16 protein-coding genes are annotated in these 17,472 nt (G+C 34.2%); all 16 read left to right on the top strand.

Going from position 1 to position 17,472, the window contains the following annotated elements; genetic code table 11:
- Positions 1–384 precede the first annotated feature (384 nt).
- The 16 genes from ACIY19_RS07950 (at position 385) to ACIY19_RS07875 (ending at position 17,459) form a co-directional block, all read left to right on the top strand.
- Complete coding sequence (locus tag ACIY19_RS07950) at positions 385–1,194, top strand: MurR/RpiR family transcriptional regulator (RefSeq protein ID WP_409003129.1); 810 nt, start codon at positions 385–387, stop codon at positions 1,192–1,194.
- A gap of 4 nt (positions 1,195–1,198) precedes the next feature.
- Positions 1,199–1,900, top strand: coding sequence for an N-acetylmannosamine-6-phosphate 2-epimerase (locus tag ACIY19_RS07945; RefSeq protein WP_024058030.1), 702 nt, complete (start codon positions 1,199–1,201; stop codon positions 1,898–1,900).
- A 24-nt stretch (positions 1,901–1,924) separates the two neighbouring features.
- The gene (locus tag ACIY19_RS07940) at positions 1,925–2,842 is read left to right on the top strand and encodes an N-acetylneuraminate lyase (protein ID WP_024058029.1); all 918 of its coding nucleotides are present in this window, start codon (positions 1,925–1,927) and stop codon (positions 2,840–2,842) included.
- 27 nt (positions 2,843–2,869) lie between these two features.
- A complete protein-coding gene (locus tag ACIY19_RS07935) occupies positions 2,870–4,411 on the top strand; it encodes a sodium:solute symporter (RefSeq protein WP_409003128.1) in 1,542 nt (513 codons plus the stop codon).
- Between the two features lie 25 nt (positions 4,412–4,436).
- Positions 4,437–4,895, top strand: coding sequence for a YhcH/YjgK/YiaL family protein (locus ACIY19_RS07930; RefSeq protein ID WP_409003127.1), 459 nt, complete (start codon positions 4,437–4,439; stop codon positions 4,893–4,895).
- A 1-nt stretch (position 4,896) separates the two neighbouring features.
- A complete protein-coding gene (locus ACIY19_RS07925) occupies positions 4,897–7,221 on the top strand; it encodes a sialidase domain-containing protein (protein WP_409003126.1) in 2,325 nt (774 codons plus the stop codon).
- A gap of 39 nt (positions 7,222–7,260) precedes the next feature.
- Positions 7,261–8,370, top strand: coding sequence for a Gfo/Idh/MocA family protein (locus tag ACIY19_RS07920; protein WP_000248712.1), 1,110 nt, complete (start codon positions 7,261–7,263; stop codon positions 8,368–8,370).
- 156 nt (positions 8,371–8,526) lie between these two features.
- Positions 8,527–9,417: an ROK family protein gene (locus ACIY19_RS07915; protein WP_409003125.1), complete on the top strand. Its 891-nt coding sequence runs from the start codon at positions 8,527–8,529 to the stop codon at positions 9,415–9,417.
- 24 nt (positions 9,418–9,441) lie between these two features.
- Entirely contained in the window at positions 9,442–9,765 is a 324-nt protein-coding gene (locus tag ACIY19_RS07910) for a hypothetical protein (RefSeq protein WP_000185368.1), read from the top strand.
- Complete coding sequence (locus ACIY19_RS07905; RefSeq protein WP_409003124.1) at positions 9,755–11,746, top strand: V-type ATP synthase subunit I; 1,992 nt, start codon at positions 9,755–9,757, stop codon at positions 11,744–11,746. Before ACIY19_RS07910 ends, ACIY19_RS07905 begins: the two co-directional genes overlap by 11 nt.
- Positions 11,747–11,761: 15 nt before the next feature.
- Positions 11,762–12,238: a V-type ATP synthase subunit K gene (locus ACIY19_RS07900; protein ID WP_000400484.1), complete on the top strand. Its 477-nt coding sequence runs from the start codon at positions 11,762–11,764 to the stop codon at positions 12,236–12,238.
- Between the two features lie 33 nt (positions 12,239–12,271).
- The gene (locus ACIY19_RS07895) at positions 12,272–12,853 is read left to right on the top strand and encodes a hypothetical protein (RefSeq protein WP_049522118.1); all 582 of its coding nucleotides are present in this window, start codon (positions 12,272–12,274) and stop codon (positions 12,851–12,853) included.
- A 64-nt stretch (positions 12,854–12,917) separates the two neighbouring features.
- The gene (locus tag ACIY19_RS07890) at positions 12,918–13,925 is read left to right on the top strand and encodes a V-type ATPase subunit (protein ID WP_409003123.1); all 1,008 of its coding nucleotides are present in this window, start codon (positions 12,918–12,920) and stop codon (positions 13,923–13,925) included.
- Positions 13,915–14,235: a V-type ATP synthase subunit F gene (locus ACIY19_RS07885; protein WP_045611598.1), complete on the top strand. Its 321-nt coding sequence runs from the start codon at positions 13,915–13,917 to the stop codon at positions 14,233–14,235. Before ACIY19_RS07890 ends, ACIY19_RS07885 begins: the two co-directional genes overlap by 11 nt.
- A 62-nt stretch (positions 14,236–14,297) precedes the next feature.
- Positions 14,298–16,073 (top strand): V-type ATP synthase subunit A, encoded by a 1,776-nt coding sequence (locus tag ACIY19_RS07880; protein ID WP_024058020.1) that lies wholly within the window; start codon positions 14,298–14,300, stop codon positions 16,071–16,073.
- A complete protein-coding gene (locus ACIY19_RS07875; RefSeq protein WP_000111248.1) occupies positions 16,074–17,459 on the top strand; it encodes a V-type ATP synthase subunit B in 1,386 nt (461 codons plus the stop codon).
- The last annotated feature ends 13 nt before the right edge of the window (positions 17,460–17,472 follow it).

The raw sequence follows: 17,472 nt of genomic DNA, 5'->3' as shown, positions 1-17,472 counted from the left end.
AGAAAATACATCAATTTTGATAAGTAGAAATGGTAAAAACATTGTATAGCATTTTACACAGGAGTCTGGACTTGACTACATTTACTACATTTTTTCTATTTTTTTAGAAATAAAATGTTGTATAGAAATTCCGAAAGAAATAATAAAATCAAAATAAAAATTAATAAAACATGTATATATGAGCATATCGACGTCGACAAATGTTCTTACAAGGCATAAAATACAAATAAAAAGAATAAAAAATGTTATATCTTTATATTTGTTGTTCTGTTATGAAATGAAAGAAATTGGAAACTAGTTTCTAAATCATGAAAAATATTGAAAAAAAAAAAAATAAGTGCTAGAATAAAGAATGTAAACGTTTACTTTAACAAAGGAGCTCATATGTTACTACAAAAAGAACTAATTCCAATGATAGAAGCTAACTTACCAAATATGGCATATGCTGAAAAAGACATTGCTAAATTCTTCTTAAAACAGCAACCTCTTAATAATTATTCATGTGAGGCATTGTGCGAATGCCTTAATGTATCCAAAGCAACATTGACTCGATTTGCGAAAAAATGTGGTTTTAAAGGTTTTAGACAATTCATTTTCAAATACCAAGAGATGATTCGTGAGAAAGAAAAGTTAGCATTGTATACAGAGGCTACAGAAAAAGTTTTATCCGACTATGAAGAAATGTTGAGAAAAACTTACACGGTTCTTGATGAAGTTCAACTTGAGCGTATTGCTGAGATGATAGAAACTGCTGAGCGTGTATATCTTTATGGTGAAGGAAGTTCATTTCTTGCTTTACAAGAAATGAAGATGAGATTTATGCGTCTCGGAGTCATTGGTGAAGTATTATCAGACGAGGATATGATTTTGTGGAATAGCTTATTACTTAATGAAAATTGCCTCGTCATTGGAGCATCTATTTCAGGTCAAACTGATATTGTACTAGAAGGTCTTCAAAAAGCTGCGGATAAAGGCGCTAAAACAGTTTTAATGACTACAAGAAATTTTGACGAAGAAGATTGTTTCTTTGATGAATTATTGTTATTAGCTTCGATCAATCATCTCTCGTATGGCAATCGCATATCACCTCAGTTTCCAATACTTTTAATTACAGACTGCTTATTCTCTCATTATCTGGAAAGTCCAGAGAGACAATATTATTACAATCAAACTATTATCCATAAGGAGGAATAATAAAATGAGCCAAATTTGGACTAAAGAAAAATTTATAAGTCAAGTCCATGGTGGAGTCATTGTTTCTTGTCAAGCTTTACCCGGTGAACCCCTTTATAATGAAGAATTTAGCTTGATGCCTTTTATGGCTAAAGCAGCTTTAGAGGCAGGAGCAGTGGGCATTCGCGCAAATTCTGTGCGTGATATTAAAGCAATTCAGAAAGTAGTAGATTTACCAATAATTGGAATTATCAAAAGAGATTATCCACCTCAAGAACCATATATTACTGCTACGATGAAAGAAGTAGATGAACTTGTAGAATGCGGAACAACAGTCATTGCATTTGATGCAACTTTAAGACCAAGATATGATGGCTTAGTTGTCAGTGAATTTATCAAAAAAATAAAAGAAAAATATCCTAATCAATTGTTGATGGCGGATGTAAGTAATTTTGATGAAGGTCTCTATGCATTTAAATCAGGCGTTGATTTTGTTGGTACAACATTATCAGGGTACACAAGTACAAGTGTACAATCAGATGAGCCTGATTTTGAACTAATGAAAAAATTGGCTGATTTTAATATTCCGGTAATTGCCGAAGGAAAAATTCATTATCCAGAACAATTAAAAAAAGCTTATAGTTTAGGTGTTACCAGTGTTGTCATTGGTGGAGCGATTACACGTCCAAAAGAAATTGCTCAGCGATTTATTAATGTCATCAAATAAAAAACAATATAAAGGAGAAATCTGATGAAAGATTTAACTAAATACAAAGGCGTTATTCCTGCATTTTATGCTTGCTATGATGAAAATGGTGAAATTAGCCAAGAACGTGTAAAATCTCTGGTGCAATATTTCATTGACAAAGGTGTAAAAGGTATCTATGTAAATGGTTCTTCAGGTGAATGTATTTACCAAAGTGTAGAAGATCGTAAACAAATTATTGAAGCTGTTATGGAAGTTGCCAAAGGTAAATTAACAGTTATCAACCATGTTGCATGTAATAACACGAAAGATAGTATTGAATTGGCAAAACATTCAGAAAGTGTTGGAGTCGATGCTATTGCTGCTATCCCACCTATTTACTTCAAATTGCCAGAATATTCAATCGCAGCATATTGGAATGCAATGAGTGAAGCTGCGCCAAATACAGATTTTATCATTTATAATATTCCACAATTGGCAGGGGTTGCATTGACTGGTAGTTTGTATGCAACAATGCGTCAAAATCCTCGTGTGATTGGAGTTAAAAATTCTTCTATGCCTGTACAAGATATTCAAATGTTTGTAGCTGCAGGTGGAGAAGATTACATTGTATTCAATGGTCCAGATGAACAATATCTTGGTGGTCGCTTGATGGGAGCAGAAGCTGGTATTGGTGGTACTTATGGCGTTATGCCAGATTTGTTCTTGAAATTGGAAAGTTTGATTCAAGAACGAGATTTAGATACTGCTAAAAAACTTCAATATGCTATCAATGAAGTTATCTATAAGATGGTATCAGGTAAGGCAAATATGTATGCTGTAGCAAAAGAGGTTTTGCGTCTAAATGAAAAACTTGATTTAGGTTCTGTTCGTCAACCCTTAGAAGCATTGGCAGAAGGTGACTTGGAAGTTGCAAAACAAGCAGCAGTACTTATTCAACAAGCACGAAAAGAATTTTTATAATAAATAATATCAATATGGAGATATGTTATGAGTACAACAGGATTTACAATAATTGACTTAATTATCTTGATTGTTTATTTACTTGCGGTGTTGGTTGCGGGTATCTATTTCTCTAAAAAAGAGATGAAAGGAAAAGAGTTCTTTAAAGGAGATGGTTCGGTTCCTTGGTATGTTACTTCGGTATCCATTTTTGCCACAATGCTCAGTCCGATTTCCTTCTTGGGACTCGCTGGTAACTCTTATGCAGGTAGCTGGATTTTATGGTTTGCTCAATTAGGGATGGTTGTAGCAATTCCACTGACAATTCGTTTTATCTTACCTATCTTTGCACGGATAGACATCGATACGGCATATGATTACTTGGATAAACGTTTTAATTCTAAAGCACTTCGTATTATTTCAGCACTCTTGTTTATTATTTATCAATTGGGACGTATGTCTATCATTATGTACCTCCCATCAGCTGGTTTATCAGTATTGACAGGAATTGACATCAATATTTTGATTATTTTGATGGGTGCAATTGCAATTGTTTATTCTTATACTGGTGGTCTAAAATCCGTATTATGGACAGACTTTATTCAAGGTGTGGTTCTGATTAGTGGTGTCGTTGTAGCTTTATTTGTACTGATGGCTAATATTAAAGGTGGCTTTGGTGCAGTAGCAGAAACATTAGCAAACGGGAAATTCCTTGCTGCAAATGAAAAACTTTTCGATCCTAACTTGCTTTCAAACTCCATCTTCTTAATTGTGATGGGTTCAGGCTTTACAATCTTATCTTCCTATGCTTCATCTCAAGATTTGGTTCAACGTTTTACTACAACACAAAATATTAAGAAACTTAATAAAATGTTGTTCACAAATGGTGTCTTGTCACTTGCTACTGCAACAGTCTTTTACTTGATCGGTACAGGCTTGTACGTATTCTATCAAGTACAAAATGCAGGCAGTGCAGCTAGCAATATCCCTCAAGACCAAATCTTTATGTACTTTATTGCATACCAGTTACCAGTAGGTGTCACAGGTTTGATCTTGGCAGCGATTTATGCAGCAGCTCAATCAACTATTTCAACAGGTTTGAACTCTGTTGCAAGTTCATGGACATTGGATATTCAAGATGTCATTTCTAAAAATATGTCAGACGATCGTCGTACGAAAATTGCACAATTCGTATCTCTAGCAGTAGGTTTATTCTCAATTGTTGTTTCCATTATCATGGCTCATTCAGATATTAAATCTGCATACGAATGGTTCAATAGTTTCATGGGACTTGTACTTGGTCTACTTGGTGGTGTATTCATTCTTGGTTTTGTTTCTAAAAAAGCAAATAAACAAGGTGCTTATGCAGCGCTGATTGTATCAACCATCGTTATGGTATTTATTAAATACTTCCTTCCTCCAACAGCTGTTAGCTACTGGGCATATTCATTGATTTCAATTTCTGTATCAGTAGTTTCAGGTTATATTGTATCTGTTCTTACTGAAAATAAAGTATCTGCACCCAAATATACAACGATTCATGATATTTCAGAAATTAAAGCGGATTCAAGTTGGGAAGTTCGTCACTAGTCACTAATAGAAAAGAGAAAATAATATGATTATTTCTGAACAATCTGATTTTAGACGATATGCTTTTGTCAATAAACATTTTTCAAAAGTCTGTGATTTTTTAGAAAATACAAATTTGACAGATTTAGTTGATGGAAAAATTGATATTGACGGGAAAAATGTTTTTGCAAATTGTATGACTTATCTAGCTGATGGAGTTCCAGGAGATATTTTTGAAACTCATAAGAAATATTTAGATATTCATATTGTTGTTGAAAATACAGAAAAAATGGCAGTAACTTCCCCAGTTCGTGCTCAGTCACGTGTACCTTTTAGCGAAGAGAAGGATATTGCTTTTTACGATAGCAAAGACTATCAAATTGTTGAATTGCTTCCAGGGAATATGTTGGTGACTTTTGAAGAAGATCTTCACCAACCAAAGATTCGTTGCAATGATGAAACTGTTAAAAAACTTGTTATCAAAGTTTTAAATGAGGAAAAATAAAATGAAAAAAAATATTAAACAATATGTAACCTTAGGTACTGTAGTGGTATTATCAGCATTTGTTGCTAACTCAGTTGCAGCTCAGGAGACTGAAACTTCTGAAGTATCAACACCAGAGTTGGTGCAACCTGTTGCACCAAAGACTTCGATTTCGGAAGTACAACATAAATCGGGTAACTCTTCGGAAGTTACTGTACAACCTCGAACAGTTGAAACTACTGTTAAGGATCAATCTTCTACAGAGGATGCGATTTCGGGAGTACAACCTAAATCGGATAATTCTTCGGAAGTTACTGTACAACCTCGAACAGTCGAAACTACTGTTAAGGATCGATCTTCTACAGCGGAAGAAACTCCTGTCTTAGAAAAAAATAATGTTACTTTAACAGGGGGCGGAGAAAATGTCACTAATGAGTTAAAGGATAAATTTACTAGCGGTGACTTTACTGCAGTTATTAAGTACAATCAGTCTAGTGAGAAAGGTTTACAAGCTCTGTTTGGAATATCTAATTCTAAACCCGGTCAACAAAATAGTTATGTAGATGTGTTCCTTAGAGACAATGGTGAATTGGGAATGGAAGCGCGTGATACTTCTTCCAATAAAAATCACCTAGTATCCAGACCTGCTTCAGTTTGGGGTAAGTACAAACAAGAGGCTGTGACTAACACTGTTGCAGTAGTAGCAGATTCAGTCAAAAAAACATATTCTTTATATGCAAATGGTACAAAAGTAGTAGAAAAGAAAGTGGATAACTTCCTAAGCATCAAGGATATTAAAGGTATTGATTACTATATGCTTGGGGGAGTGAAACGTGCAGGAAAAACGGCGTTTGGTTTTAACGGAACACTAGAAAATATCAAATTCTTTAATAGTGCATTGGATGAAGAAACTGTTAAAAAGATGACAACAAACGCTGTTACTGGACATTTAATTTATACGGCTAATGATACAACAGGTTCTAACTATTTCCGTATTCCAGTTTTGTATACTTTTAGCAATGGTCGGGTTTTTTCAAGCATTGACGCTCGTTACGGTGGAACTCATGATTTCTTGAATAAAATTAATATTGCTACAAGTTATAGTGATGATAATGGTAAGACATGGACTAAACCAAAATTAACATTGGCATTCGATGATTTTGCGCCAGTACCATTAGAATGGCCTCGTGAAGTTGGTGGACGTGACTTACAAATCAGCGGTGGTGCAACCTATATTGACTCTGTTATTGTTGAAAAAAATAATAAACAAGTACTCATGTTTGCTGATGTTATGCCTGCTGGAGTAAGTTTTAGAGAAGCTACTAGAAAAGATTCAGGTTATAAACAAATTGATGGTAATTATTACCTTAAATTAAAGAAACAAGGTGATACTGATTATAATTATACTATTCGTGAGAATGGTACTGTATACGACGATCGTACCAACAGACCAACTGAATTTTCAGTAGATAAAAAATTCGGTATTAAACAAAATGGTAATTATTTGACGGTAGAGCAATATTCGGTTTCATTTGAAAATAATAAAAAGACTGAATATCGTAATGGGACTCAAGTCCATATGAATATCTTCTACAAAGATGCATTATTCAAAGTAGTGCCAACGAACTATATTGCATATATTTCTAGCAATGATCATGGTGAATCTTGGTCTGCACCAACATTATTACCTCCAATAATGGGACTTAATCGTAATGCGCCTTATTTGGGTCCTGGACGTGGAATCATTGAAAGCTCAACTGGACGTATTCTTATTCCGTCTTACACTGGTAAAGAGTCTGCATTCATTTATAGTGACGATAATGGAGCGTCTTGGAAAGTTAAAGTTGTGCCACTTCCTTCTAGTTGGTCAGCAGAAGCACAATTTGTAGAATTGAGTCCAGGAGTAATTCAAGCATACATGCGTACAAATAATGGTAAAATTGCATATTTAACAAGTAAAGACGCAGGTACTACTTGGAGTGCGCCGGAATATTTGAACTTTGTTTCAAATCCAAGTTATGGAACACAACTATCAATCATCAATTATAGTCAATTGATTGATGGTAAAAAGGCTGTCATTTTAAGTACTCCAAACTCCACAAATGGTCGTAAACACGGACAAATTTCTATTGGTTTAATTAACGATGATAATACAATTGATTGGCGTTATCATCACGATGTTGATTATAGTAACTATGGATACTCATATTCAACATTGACAGAGTTACCAAATCATGAAATTGGATTGATGTTTGAAAAATTTGATTCATGGTCTCGTAATGAACTTCATATGAAAAATGTTGTACCATATATAACATTTAAGATTGAAGATTTGAAAAAGAATTAAATCTGAAATTTAAAAATATATAGAAAGAGGATAAAAATTATGGTAAATTACGGTATTGTTGGAGCTGGATATTTTGGAGCTGATTTGGCTCGCTCAATGAACAAAATTGAAGATGCAAAAGTGGTTGCGGTATTTGACCCAAATCATGGAGAAGAAGTTGCTCAAGAGTTGGGATCAGATGTTTGTGCAAGTTTAGATGAACTTGTAGCACGTGAAGATATTGATTGTGTGATCGTAGCTTCACCTAGCTACCTTCACCGTGAACCTGTTGTGAAAGCTGCTCAACATGGCAAACACGTATTTTGTGAAAAGCCAATTGCATTGTCTTATGAAGATTGTAAAGCCATGGTTGACGCATGTAAAGAAAATAATGTTATCTTTATGGCTGGTCACATCATGAACTTCTTTAATGGTGTACACCATGCTAAAGAATTGATTACTCAAGGTAAAATCGGTAAAGTTCTTTATTGCCATGCCGCTCGTACAGGTTGGGAAGAACAACAACCAACTGTATCATGGAAGAAACTTCGTTCTCAATCTGGAGGACATTTGTACCACCATATTCATGAATTAGATTGCATTCAGTTCATCATGGGAGGACTTCCTGAAAAAGCGACAATGGTAGGAGGTAATGTATATCATAAAGGTGAAAACTTTGGTGATGAAGATGATATGCTCATTGTAAACCTAGAATACTCTGATGATCGTTATGCTGTTTTGGAATATGGTAATGCTTTCCGTTGGGGTGAACACTACGTCTTGATTCAAGGAACTGAAGGAGCTATCAAACTTGACTTGTTCAATACTGGAGGTACTCTTCGTGTTAAAGGTGAAGGAGAATCACACTTCTTAGTACATGAAACTCAAGAGGAAGATGATGACCGTACAGCTATCTATACCGGTCGTGGTATGGATGGAGCAATTGCGTACGGTAAACCAGGAGTACGTTGCCCATTATGGTTACAAACATGTATTGATAAAGAAATGGAATATCTACATGACATCATTAAAGGTGGAGAAATTACAGAAGAATATGAAAAACTTCTCAATGGTGTAGCTGCTTTAGAATCAATCGCTACCGCTGATGCATGTACTTTATCAGTTAAAGAAGATCGAAAAGTAAGTCTTTCAGAAATCACAAATGCTTAACTATTGTAAAACAGAATAGTAAATTCTTGTCATTATATAATTTCTAAAGTTCTGTGATACAACTCATTGAATAAAGAAATAGAGATGGGACTGGGATAATGCCCAGTCCCATTTTTTATCAAAAAGTAATGAGATCAAAAATGTGGGAGTGATGAAATGAAGATTATAGGGATCGATATTGGCGGAACAACAATTAAGGCTGATTTATACGATGATTTGGGAACGAGTTTAAATCAGTTCAAAGAAATAGAAACAATTATTGACTATGATTTGGGAACGAACCAGATATTAAATCAGGTCTGTGATTTAATTGGTGAGTATATTTTAAATTATTCAATTGATGGTGTTGGGATTTCCACTGCTGGAGTTGTTAATGCTAATACAGGAGAAATCATCTATGCAGGCTATACAATACCAGGGTATATCGGAGTAAACTTTACTTCCGAAATAGAAAAACGTTTTGGGTTGTCTACTTTTGTTGAAAATGATGTTAATTGTGCTGCATTAGGTGAATTGTGGATGGGACAAGCCAAAGATAAGAAAAATGTAGTAATGGTTACTATTGGAACAGGTATAGGAGGCAGTATTATTGTCAATGGAAAAATTGTTAACGGATTTAACTATACTGCTGGTGAAGTAGGCTATATTCCTGTAGGTAATTCGGATTGGCAAAGCAAAGCCTCAACAACCGCATTGATTCATTTATATCAAAAGAAGAGCTTGAAAACTAATCAAACTGGACGTACTTTCTTTACTGATTTAAGTTCTGGAGATAAAGTCGCTAAAGAAACTTTTGAAATTTTTGTAGAAAATCTAACAAAAGGTTTATTAACTATTTCTTATCTACTTAATCCAGAAATTCTCATATTAGGAGGTGGGATTCTGGCTAAAAAGGATATTTTGTTACCTGAAATTCAAAGTTCTTTAGCTAAAAATGTAATGGATAATAGGTTTTTGCCTAATAATGTTGTGGCAGCTACATTAGGAAATGAAGCTGGTCGTATAGGAGCTGTAAAAAATTTCTTAGATAGAATTTCTAATAAATAGTGTGAAAGATAAGGAGGTGTCACAATGACTAACTCTGTATTTTCGACAATGCAAGATATTGAGAATGTTGCAACCGATATTATAAAATCATATGATAATGAGATTTATACGTATAAAGCTGTCTCCCAAAAAGAATTGGAAAAACTAGAAAAAAGTTATGATGAAAAAAGTCACGAAGAATTAATTTCAATAGAAAGCAATTTAGAAATGAAACAACAGAACCTCATTGATGAGGTTAATAAAACAATCAAGGAAAATGATGCAAAGATTCAGTATATTTCATCAAGTAGGAGAGGAGAATTTGTAGAAAAAATTATTGGTAGGGTGGTAGAAAAATATGGCTATTAGTCAGATGAAAAGAATTTCTCTACTATTTACTAAGAGTAGTCTTGATGATGTTTTAAAAACTATTCAGGAACTAGAGTCAGTGCAGTTCCGTGATTTAAAGGTTCAGGATAACTGGTCAGAAGCTCTAGAAAAAGATGAGGTTGTATTTCCAACTATTCAAATTTCTCATACTTCTAATTCCAATCATGGGGTTATTGAAGGAAATGATGCCTTGACTTATTTGATGAATAAACAACAACATTTGGAAGCAACTGTAGAGAAATTACAAGAATACCTACCGAAAGAAAACACGTTTAAGTTATTACAGCAACCTCCGATAACAACCTCTTATGAAGAATTAGAAAAATTTGGTAAAGCTAATGTTGCTGAAGGTGTTCTTAAAAAAGTGAATGATCAAATAAACAGAGTTCATGAATTAGAAAGAAACATTCAAAGTAATAATGAGGAAATAGAGAGATTAATAAAGTGGGAAAAATTAGAAATTGTTCCTGCGCATTTAGAACAATTTTCTTTCTGTAGAGGAAAAGTCGGAACAATACCAAGGACTGTAGATAATAGCTTATACAATAATTTTTTAGAAAACAATATTGAAGTTCAAGAAATATTTTCTAATGATAGAGAGTACGGTGTTGTTGTTTTCTATCAGTCCAGTTGCTCTATTGATTTTGATGAATACTTATTTGAACCATTTGATTATTATAGAAAAGAATTACCGAAGCAGCGAGTAGTAGATTTGGATCAAGAAAACATGCAGTTAATAACTGAAAAAGAGAATATTATCGCATCGTTGCAAGATTCAAAGAAAAATTTGATAGATTTACAATGGCAAATTGACTATATTTTATCTTTCTATGCTCGTCAAATCTCTAAGAATAACCTTTTGAGCACTCCGCATCTAGTTGCATTAGAAGGATGGATAGAAGAAACTCGTATTTTATATTTTATAAAAGTTATGGATGAGCGTTTTGGACATTCTATTTATATTTATGAATCGGAAACATTGTCGGATAATCAAGATGAAATACCTATCAAATTAACGAATCACTCTTTAATTGAACCATTTGAATTATTGACAGAAATGTATGCTCTGCCCAAATATTATGAGAAAGATCCTACACCTGTATTAGCACCATTTTACTTTACATTTTTTGGAATGATGGTTGCTGATTTAGGCTATGGTTTACTATTGTTTTTAGGAACAATGTTAGCATTAAAAATTTTTCATCTACCTTCAGTAACTAAGAGATTTTTAAAATTCTTTAATATATTAGGGGTAGCCGTTGCAATTTGGGGTGGAATCTATGGCTCATTTTTTGGATATGAGTTGCCATTTCATCTGATATCTACAACCTCGGATGTCATGACTATATTAGTAGTGTCAGTTGTGTTTGGATTTATTACAGTATTTGTAGGTTTGTTAGCTTCAGGACTACAAAAAGTAAGAATGAAGAAATATGCAGAAGCATATAATTCAGGATTTGCGTGGTGTGTTATTCTGCTTGGCTTGTTATTTATTGCTGTCGGAATGTTGATGCCTGATATTAGACCGTTATTTGTATTAGGGAAATGGGTATCTATTTTTAATGCTGTGGGGATTTTGATTGTTTCTATTATTCAAGCCAAAAGCTTGTCAGGTATTGGATCAGGATTGTTTAATCTATATAATATTTCATCTTATATAGGTGATTTAGTTAGTTTCACTCGATTGATGGCATTAGGATTATCTGGAGCAAGTATAGCATCAGCTTTCAATTTAATTGTTGGTTTGTTTCCGGGGACATTGGCTAAACTGACAATTGGATTAGTATTATTCATTCTTTTACATGCGATCAATATTTTTCTATCGTTACTATCAGGATATGTTCATGGAGCACGTCTGATATTTGTTGAATTTTTTGGTAAGTTTTATGAGGGTGGAGGAAAACCATTTCAACCTTTGAAGGCTTCTGAGAAATATATTAAGGTTATTACAAAGAATTAATGGAGGATATATATAATGGAACATTTAGCAACTTATTTTTCAACCTATGGAGGAGCTTTCTTCGCTGCATTGGGAATTGTATTGGCGGTTGGATTAAGCGGTATGGGGTCTGCTTATGGAGTTGGTAAGGCTGGGCAATCTGCCGCAGCTTTACTGAAAGAACAGCCAGAAAAATTTGCCTCAGCTTTGATATTGCAACTACTGCCCGGAACACAAGGATTATATGGTTTTGTTATTGGAATTTTGATTTGGTTGCAATTAACTCCAGAACTTCCTTTGGAAAAAGGCGTTGCTTATTTCTTTGTAGCTCTTCCAATTGCTATTGTAGGATACTTTTCGGCTAAGCATCAAGGAAATGTAGCAGTAGCGGGAATGCAAATCTTGGCTAAAAGACCAAAAGAATTCATGAAGGGAGCAATTTTGGCTGCCATGGTAGAAACCTATGCAATTCTTGCCTTTGTCGTATCATTCATTTTGACCCTTCGTGTATAAGAAATTAATTTGCTATTCAAAGGAGGTGTCTAAATGAGCAATTTAGAAAACTTACGAGAATCTGTTATTGAACAAGCTCATGAAAAAGGGCGTATGAAATTATTGGATTCCAAAAAGAAGATTGATGATGAATTTGAAATGCAAAAGTCGGTCATTGTAAAGAAAAAAGAAGCTGAACATGAACGAAAGTTAAAAGATTTACAGCAGAAATATCAAATAATTTTTCAACAATTAAAAAATAAGGAACGCCAATCAACGTTAGTATCAAAACAGAAAATATTAAAAGAACTTTTTCAATCTGCTTTAATAGAAATGGAATCTTGGAATGCAGATAAAGAAATGGAGTTCATCTATCGAATTCTGGAACGATATTCACAACAAGAGGTCATAGTAACTTTTGGGGAGCGGACTTTAGCTAAATTCAATTTGGAACAATTAGAGAAATTGAAATTCTCTTTTCCAAATCATTTATTTAGTGAACAGCCTATCTCAAATGAATCAGGCTTACTTATTTCAATAGGTAAAATTGATGATAACTATTTGTATAAAACATTAATTGGTTCGATTTCTAAGGAAGAAAGTTCAAGTATCGCAAATCAAATTTTTATCAATTAAGGATGAAATTGGTTAATCCTTCTTAGAAATTTGGAGTATTCCAATAAAATTAGAAAGGTATTTTATGGATACTAATCTTTTTTCAAAAATAAATACGACGATTTCGGTAAAAGAAAACGATTTTATTACAGAAGAAAAATTTCAAAAAATTATACAATCCAAAGATACGGAGACATTGGCATTTATCTTAGAAGCAACTCCCTATCATTTATCGATTGACGTTTTAGAAAATCCTAGTCAGACAGAGATTTCGCTAATGACAAAATTAGTCAATGATTATAGATGGGCCTATGCTGAAAGTCCGTCTGATAAAATTGTGACTTTATTTGCTTTACGATATGTTTATCATAATATCAAAGTTTTATTAAAATCTAAGGCGGCAATTAAGAAAGATTTTTCTAAATTATTAATTCCAATAGGGATTTTTGATATAGAAAGTTTAAAACATTTAGTTTCTTCCTTACATTCAGATACACTTCCTGATTTTATGGTTCATGAAGTAGAATCAATTTGGAATGAGTATGAAACTTTTAATAATATTCGTGTACTTGATGTCGGAGCTGATCTAGCATATTTTAAACATCTGAAACTTTTATCTAATGAGTTAGGTGGGGTGCTGTCTCAGGTTATTGTTACAATGATTGACTTTTATAATATTATTACTGTAAAACGTGGTTTATCTCAAAATAAGAGTCATGGGGATATTTTACAATTACTTTCAGATGAAGGAAGTATTTCTGCTAAAGAATTTATATACATTGTAGAAAATCAAGAAATATTTGTGTGGTTCAATAAAATAAATCTAAGCTTAGATTCAATCTTTTCAACTTACGAATTGAAGATGCAGGACGCAACAATTTCATCTTCTGAGTTAGAATTTTTATGTGATTTACTATTGTATAAAACTTTAGATCAAGGAAGGTATAATGTAGATGGGCCGTTAGTTCTTGCTAGATATTTATTGGGATGTGAGTTTGAAGTAAAGAATCTTAGAATGATCATATCAGCTCTTCAAAATACAATTCCTTTTGAATCAATAAAAGAAAGGATACGCCCGCATTATGGAAGCTAATAAGTATAAAATTGGCATAATTGGTAGCTATGATATTATTTTACCCTTTAGCATGATTGGATTTGATATATTTCCTGCCTATCAAGAACAAGAAGCTACAAATACTCTAAGAAAATTAGCTCAATCTGATTATGGTGTCATTTATATCACTGAAGACATTGCTTCAATGATATTAGATACAATTCGCCATTATGATTCTCAAGTTGTGCCTGCTATTATTTTATTACCGACTCATAAACAAGGTTTAAATTTAGGATTAAAACGTATAGAGGATAATGTAGAGAAAGCAGTAGGACACAATATTTTATAATAATGTACAAAATTGTCTGTAATATTATTCTATAATTTTTGGACTTAGTAAGGAGAATAACTTTGACTCAAGGGAAGATTATAAAAGTATCGGGACCTCTAGTTATTGCATCAGGTATGCAGGAGGCTAATATTCAAGATATTTGCCGTGTAGGTAAGCTAGGGTTAATCGGTGAAATTATTGAAATGAGAAGAGATCAGGCATCTATCCAAGTCTATGAAGAAACATCTGGTCTTGGTCCGGGAGAACCTGTTGTTACAACTGGAGAACCTCTCTCGGTTGAATTAGGGCCAGGATTGATTTCTCAAATGTTTGATGGCATACAACGCCCATTAGATCGATTTAAATTGGCTACTCATAATGATTTTCTAGTTCGTGGGGTAGAAGTTCCAAGTTTGGATAGAGATATTAAGTGGCATTTTGATTCCACTATAGCAATTGGTCAAAAAGTGAGTACGGGTGATATTCTTGGAACTGTCAAGGAAACCGAGGTAGTTAATCATAAAATTATGGTTCCTTATGGAGTATCTGGAGAAGTCGTTTCTATTTCATCTGGCGATTTTACAATTGATGAAGTTGTATATGAAATAAAAAAATTGGACGGTAGTTTCTATAAAGGAACGCTTATGCAAAAATGGCCTGTCCGCAAGGCGCGTCCTGTTTCTAAACGTTTAATTCCAGAAGAACCATTAATCACAGGTCAACGAGTTATTGATACATTCTTTCCAGTAACCAAAGGGGGAGCTGCAGCAGTTCCTGGACCGTTTGGAGCAGGAAAGACAGTTGTACAACACCAAGTAGCTAAATTTGCCAATGTTGATATTGTTATTTATGTTGGTTGTGGAGAACGTGGAAATGAAATGACGGATGTACTGAATGAGTTTCCTGAGTTGATTGACCCTAATACCGGACAATCAATTATGCAACGGACAGTTCTGATTGCTAATACTTCAAATATGCCTGTTGCTGCTCGTGAGGCTTCAATTTATACAGGAATTACCATGGCTGAGTATTTTCGTGATATGGGCTACTCTGTAGCCATTATGGCTGATTCAACTTCACGTTGGGCAGAAGCGCTACGTGAAATGTCAGGACGTCTAGAAGAAATGCCTGGTGATGAGGGTTATCCTGCTTATCTGGGAAGTCGTATCGCTGAATATTATGAAAGAGCAGGACGTTCTCAGGTTCTAGGACTTCCAGAACGTGAAGGAACGATTACTGCTATTGGAGCTGTATCGCCACCTGGTGGAGATATTTCAGAACCAGTTACTCAAAACACTTTACGGATTGTGAAAGTTTTTTGGGGACTTGATGCTCCGTTGGCACAGCGACGTCATTTTCCTGCAATTAACTGGCTTACATCTTATTCACTATATAAAGACAGTGTGGGCACTTATATAGATGGTAAAGAGAAGACAGATTGGAATAGTAAAATAACTCGTGCGATGAACTACTTACAACGGGAATCTAGTTTAGAGGAAATTGTTCGTCTTGTTGGGATTGATTCTCTGTCTGATAATGAACGACTAACGATGGAAATTGCTAAACAAATTCGAGAAGATTATTTGCAACAGAACGCTTTTGATTCGGTAGATACATTTACTTCGTTTGCAAAACAAGAAGCAATGCTAAGTAATATCCTAACTTTTGCTGATCAGGCAAATCATGCTTTAGAGTTGGGTTCTTACTTTACAGAGATTATGGAAGGTACCGTGGCAGTTCGAGACCGTATGGCGAGAAGTAAATATGTTTCAGAAGATAGATTAGATGAAATCAAAATTATATCAAATGAGATTACACATCAAATTCATTTGATATTAGAAACAGGAGGTCTATAAATGAGTGTTATAAAAGAATACAGAACTGCTAGTGAAGTTGTTGGGCCTCTTATGATTGTTGAACAAGTAAATAATGTGTCTTACAATGAGTTAGTTGAAATTCAACTTCATAATGGAGAAATTCGTCGTGGACAAGTTTTAGAAATCCACGAAGATAAAGCCATGGTTCAGCTTTTTGAAGGATCTAGTGGAATAAATTTAGAAAAGTCTAAAATTCGTTTTGCTGGTCATGCATTAGAATTGGCTGTATCTGAGGATATGGTTGGTCGTATTTTTAATGGGATGGGAAAACCAATTGATGGTGGACCAGATTTAATTCCAGAGAAATATTTAGATATTGATGGTCAAGCTATTAATCCTGTATCTAGAGATTATCCAGATGAATTTATTCAGACAGGGATCTCCTCTATTGATCATTTGAATACTCTTGTACGTGGTCAAAAATTACCAGTATTTTCAGGTTCGGGCTTACCTCATAATGAATTAGCTGCTCAGATAGCAAGACAAGCGACTGTTTTAAATTCTGATGAAAATTTTGCGGTTGTATTTGCAGCAATGGGTATTACTTTTGAAGAAGCTGAGTTTTTTATGGAAGAACTCAGAAAAACAGGAGCAATCGATCGTTCGGTTTTATTTATGAACTTGGCAAATGATCCTGCAATTGAGCGTATTGCAACTCCCCGCATTGCTTTAACTGCGGCAGAGTATCTAGCTTTTGAAAAAGATATGCACGTTCTAGTTATCATGACGGATATGACTAACTATTGTGAAGCGTTACGTGAAGTCTCAGCAGCTCGCCGTGAAGTTCCAGGGAGACGAGGCTATCCGGGATATTTATATACAAATTTATCAACTCTATACGAAAGGGCTGGTCGCTTAGTTGGTAAAAAAGGTTCGGTGACACAGATTCCTATTTTAACAATGCCAGAAGATGACATAACACATCCAATTCCTGATTTAACTGGATACATTACTGAAGGGCAAATTATTTTGTCGCATGAGTTGTATAATCAAGGTTATCGTCCACCAATCAATGTTTTACCTTCTCTCTCTCGATTAAAAGATAAGGGATCTGGAGAAGGTAAAACTCGTGGAGATCATGCTCCAACTATGAATCAACTGTTTGCAGCCTATGCCCAAGGGAAAAAGGTTGAAGAGTTAGCAGTAGTATTAGGAGAATCGGCTTTATCTGATGTAGATAAATTGTATGTGAGGTTTACAAAGCGTTTTGAAGAAGAGTACATAAACCAAGGATTTTATAAAAATCGAAATATAGAAGATACGTTGAATCTTGGGTGGGAATTACTATCAATTCTTCCTAGAACAGAGTTAAAACGTATCAAAGATGATTTGCTTGATAAATACTTACCTTTGGTAGAAGTTTAATCCGGAACTGGAG

This window comes from Streptococcus sp. ST14 (genome assembly GCF_046098195.1).
Taxonomy (GTDB): domain Bacteria; phylum Bacillota; class Bacilli; order Lactobacillales; family Streptococcaceae; genus Streptococcus.
Note: the sequence above shows the minus strand (reverse complement) of the source record. Positions and strands in the feature narration are given on the sequence as shown.

Bases quoted from the DNA above. Each gene is read 5' to 3' on its own strand.
- ACIY19_RS07950 (WP_409003129.1), top strand. From the start codon at position 385: ATGTTACTACAAAAAGAACTAATTCCAATGATAGAAGCTAACTTACCA.
- ACIY19_RS07945 (WP_024058030.1), top strand. From the start codon at position 1,199: ATGAGCCAAATTTGGACTAAAGAAAAATTTATAAGTCAAGTCCATGGT.
- ACIY19_RS07940 (WP_024058029.1), top strand. From the start codon at position 1,925: ATGAAAGATTTAACTAAATACAAAGGCGTTATTCCTGCATTTTATGCT.
- ACIY19_RS07935 (WP_409003128.1), top strand. From the start codon at position 2,870: ATGAGTACAACAGGATTTACAATAATTGACTTAATTATCTTGATTGTT.
- ACIY19_RS07930 (WP_409003127.1), top strand. From the start codon at position 4,437: ATGATTATTTCTGAACAATCTGATTTTAGACGATATGCTTTTGTCAAT.
- ACIY19_RS07925 (WP_409003126.1), top strand. From the start codon at position 4,897: ATGAAAAAAAATATTAAACAATATGTAACCTTAGGTACTGTAGTGGTA.
- ACIY19_RS07920 (WP_000248712.1), top strand. From the start codon at position 7,261: ATGGTAAATTACGGTATTGTTGGAGCTGGATATTTTGGAGCTGATTTG.
- ACIY19_RS07915 (WP_409003125.1), top strand. From the start codon at position 8,527: ATGAAGATTATAGGGATCGATATTGGCGGAACAACAATTAAGGCTGAT.
- ACIY19_RS07910 (WP_000185368.1), top strand. From the start codon at position 9,442: ATGACTAACTCTGTATTTTCGACAATGCAAGATATTGAGAATGTTGCA.
- ACIY19_RS07905 (WP_409003124.1), top strand. From the start codon at position 9,755: ATGGCTATTAGTCAGATGAAAAGAATTTCTCTACTATTTACTAAGAGT.
- ACIY19_RS07900 (WP_000400484.1), top strand. From the start codon at position 11,762: ATGGAACATTTAGCAACTTATTTTTCAACCTATGGAGGAGCTTTCTTC.
- ACIY19_RS07895 (WP_049522118.1), top strand. From the start codon at position 12,272: ATGAGCAATTTAGAAAACTTACGAGAATCTGTTATTGAACAAGCTCAT.
- ACIY19_RS07890 (WP_409003123.1), top strand. From the start codon at position 12,918: ATGGATACTAATCTTTTTTCAAAAATAAATACGACGATTTCGGTAAAA.
- ACIY19_RS07885 (WP_045611598.1), top strand. From the start codon at position 13,915: ATGGAAGCTAATAAGTATAAAATTGGCATAATTGGTAGCTATGATATT.
- ACIY19_RS07875 (WP_000111248.1), top strand. From the start codon at position 16,074: ATGAGTGTTATAAAAGAATACAGAACTGCTAGTGAAGTTGTTGGGCCT.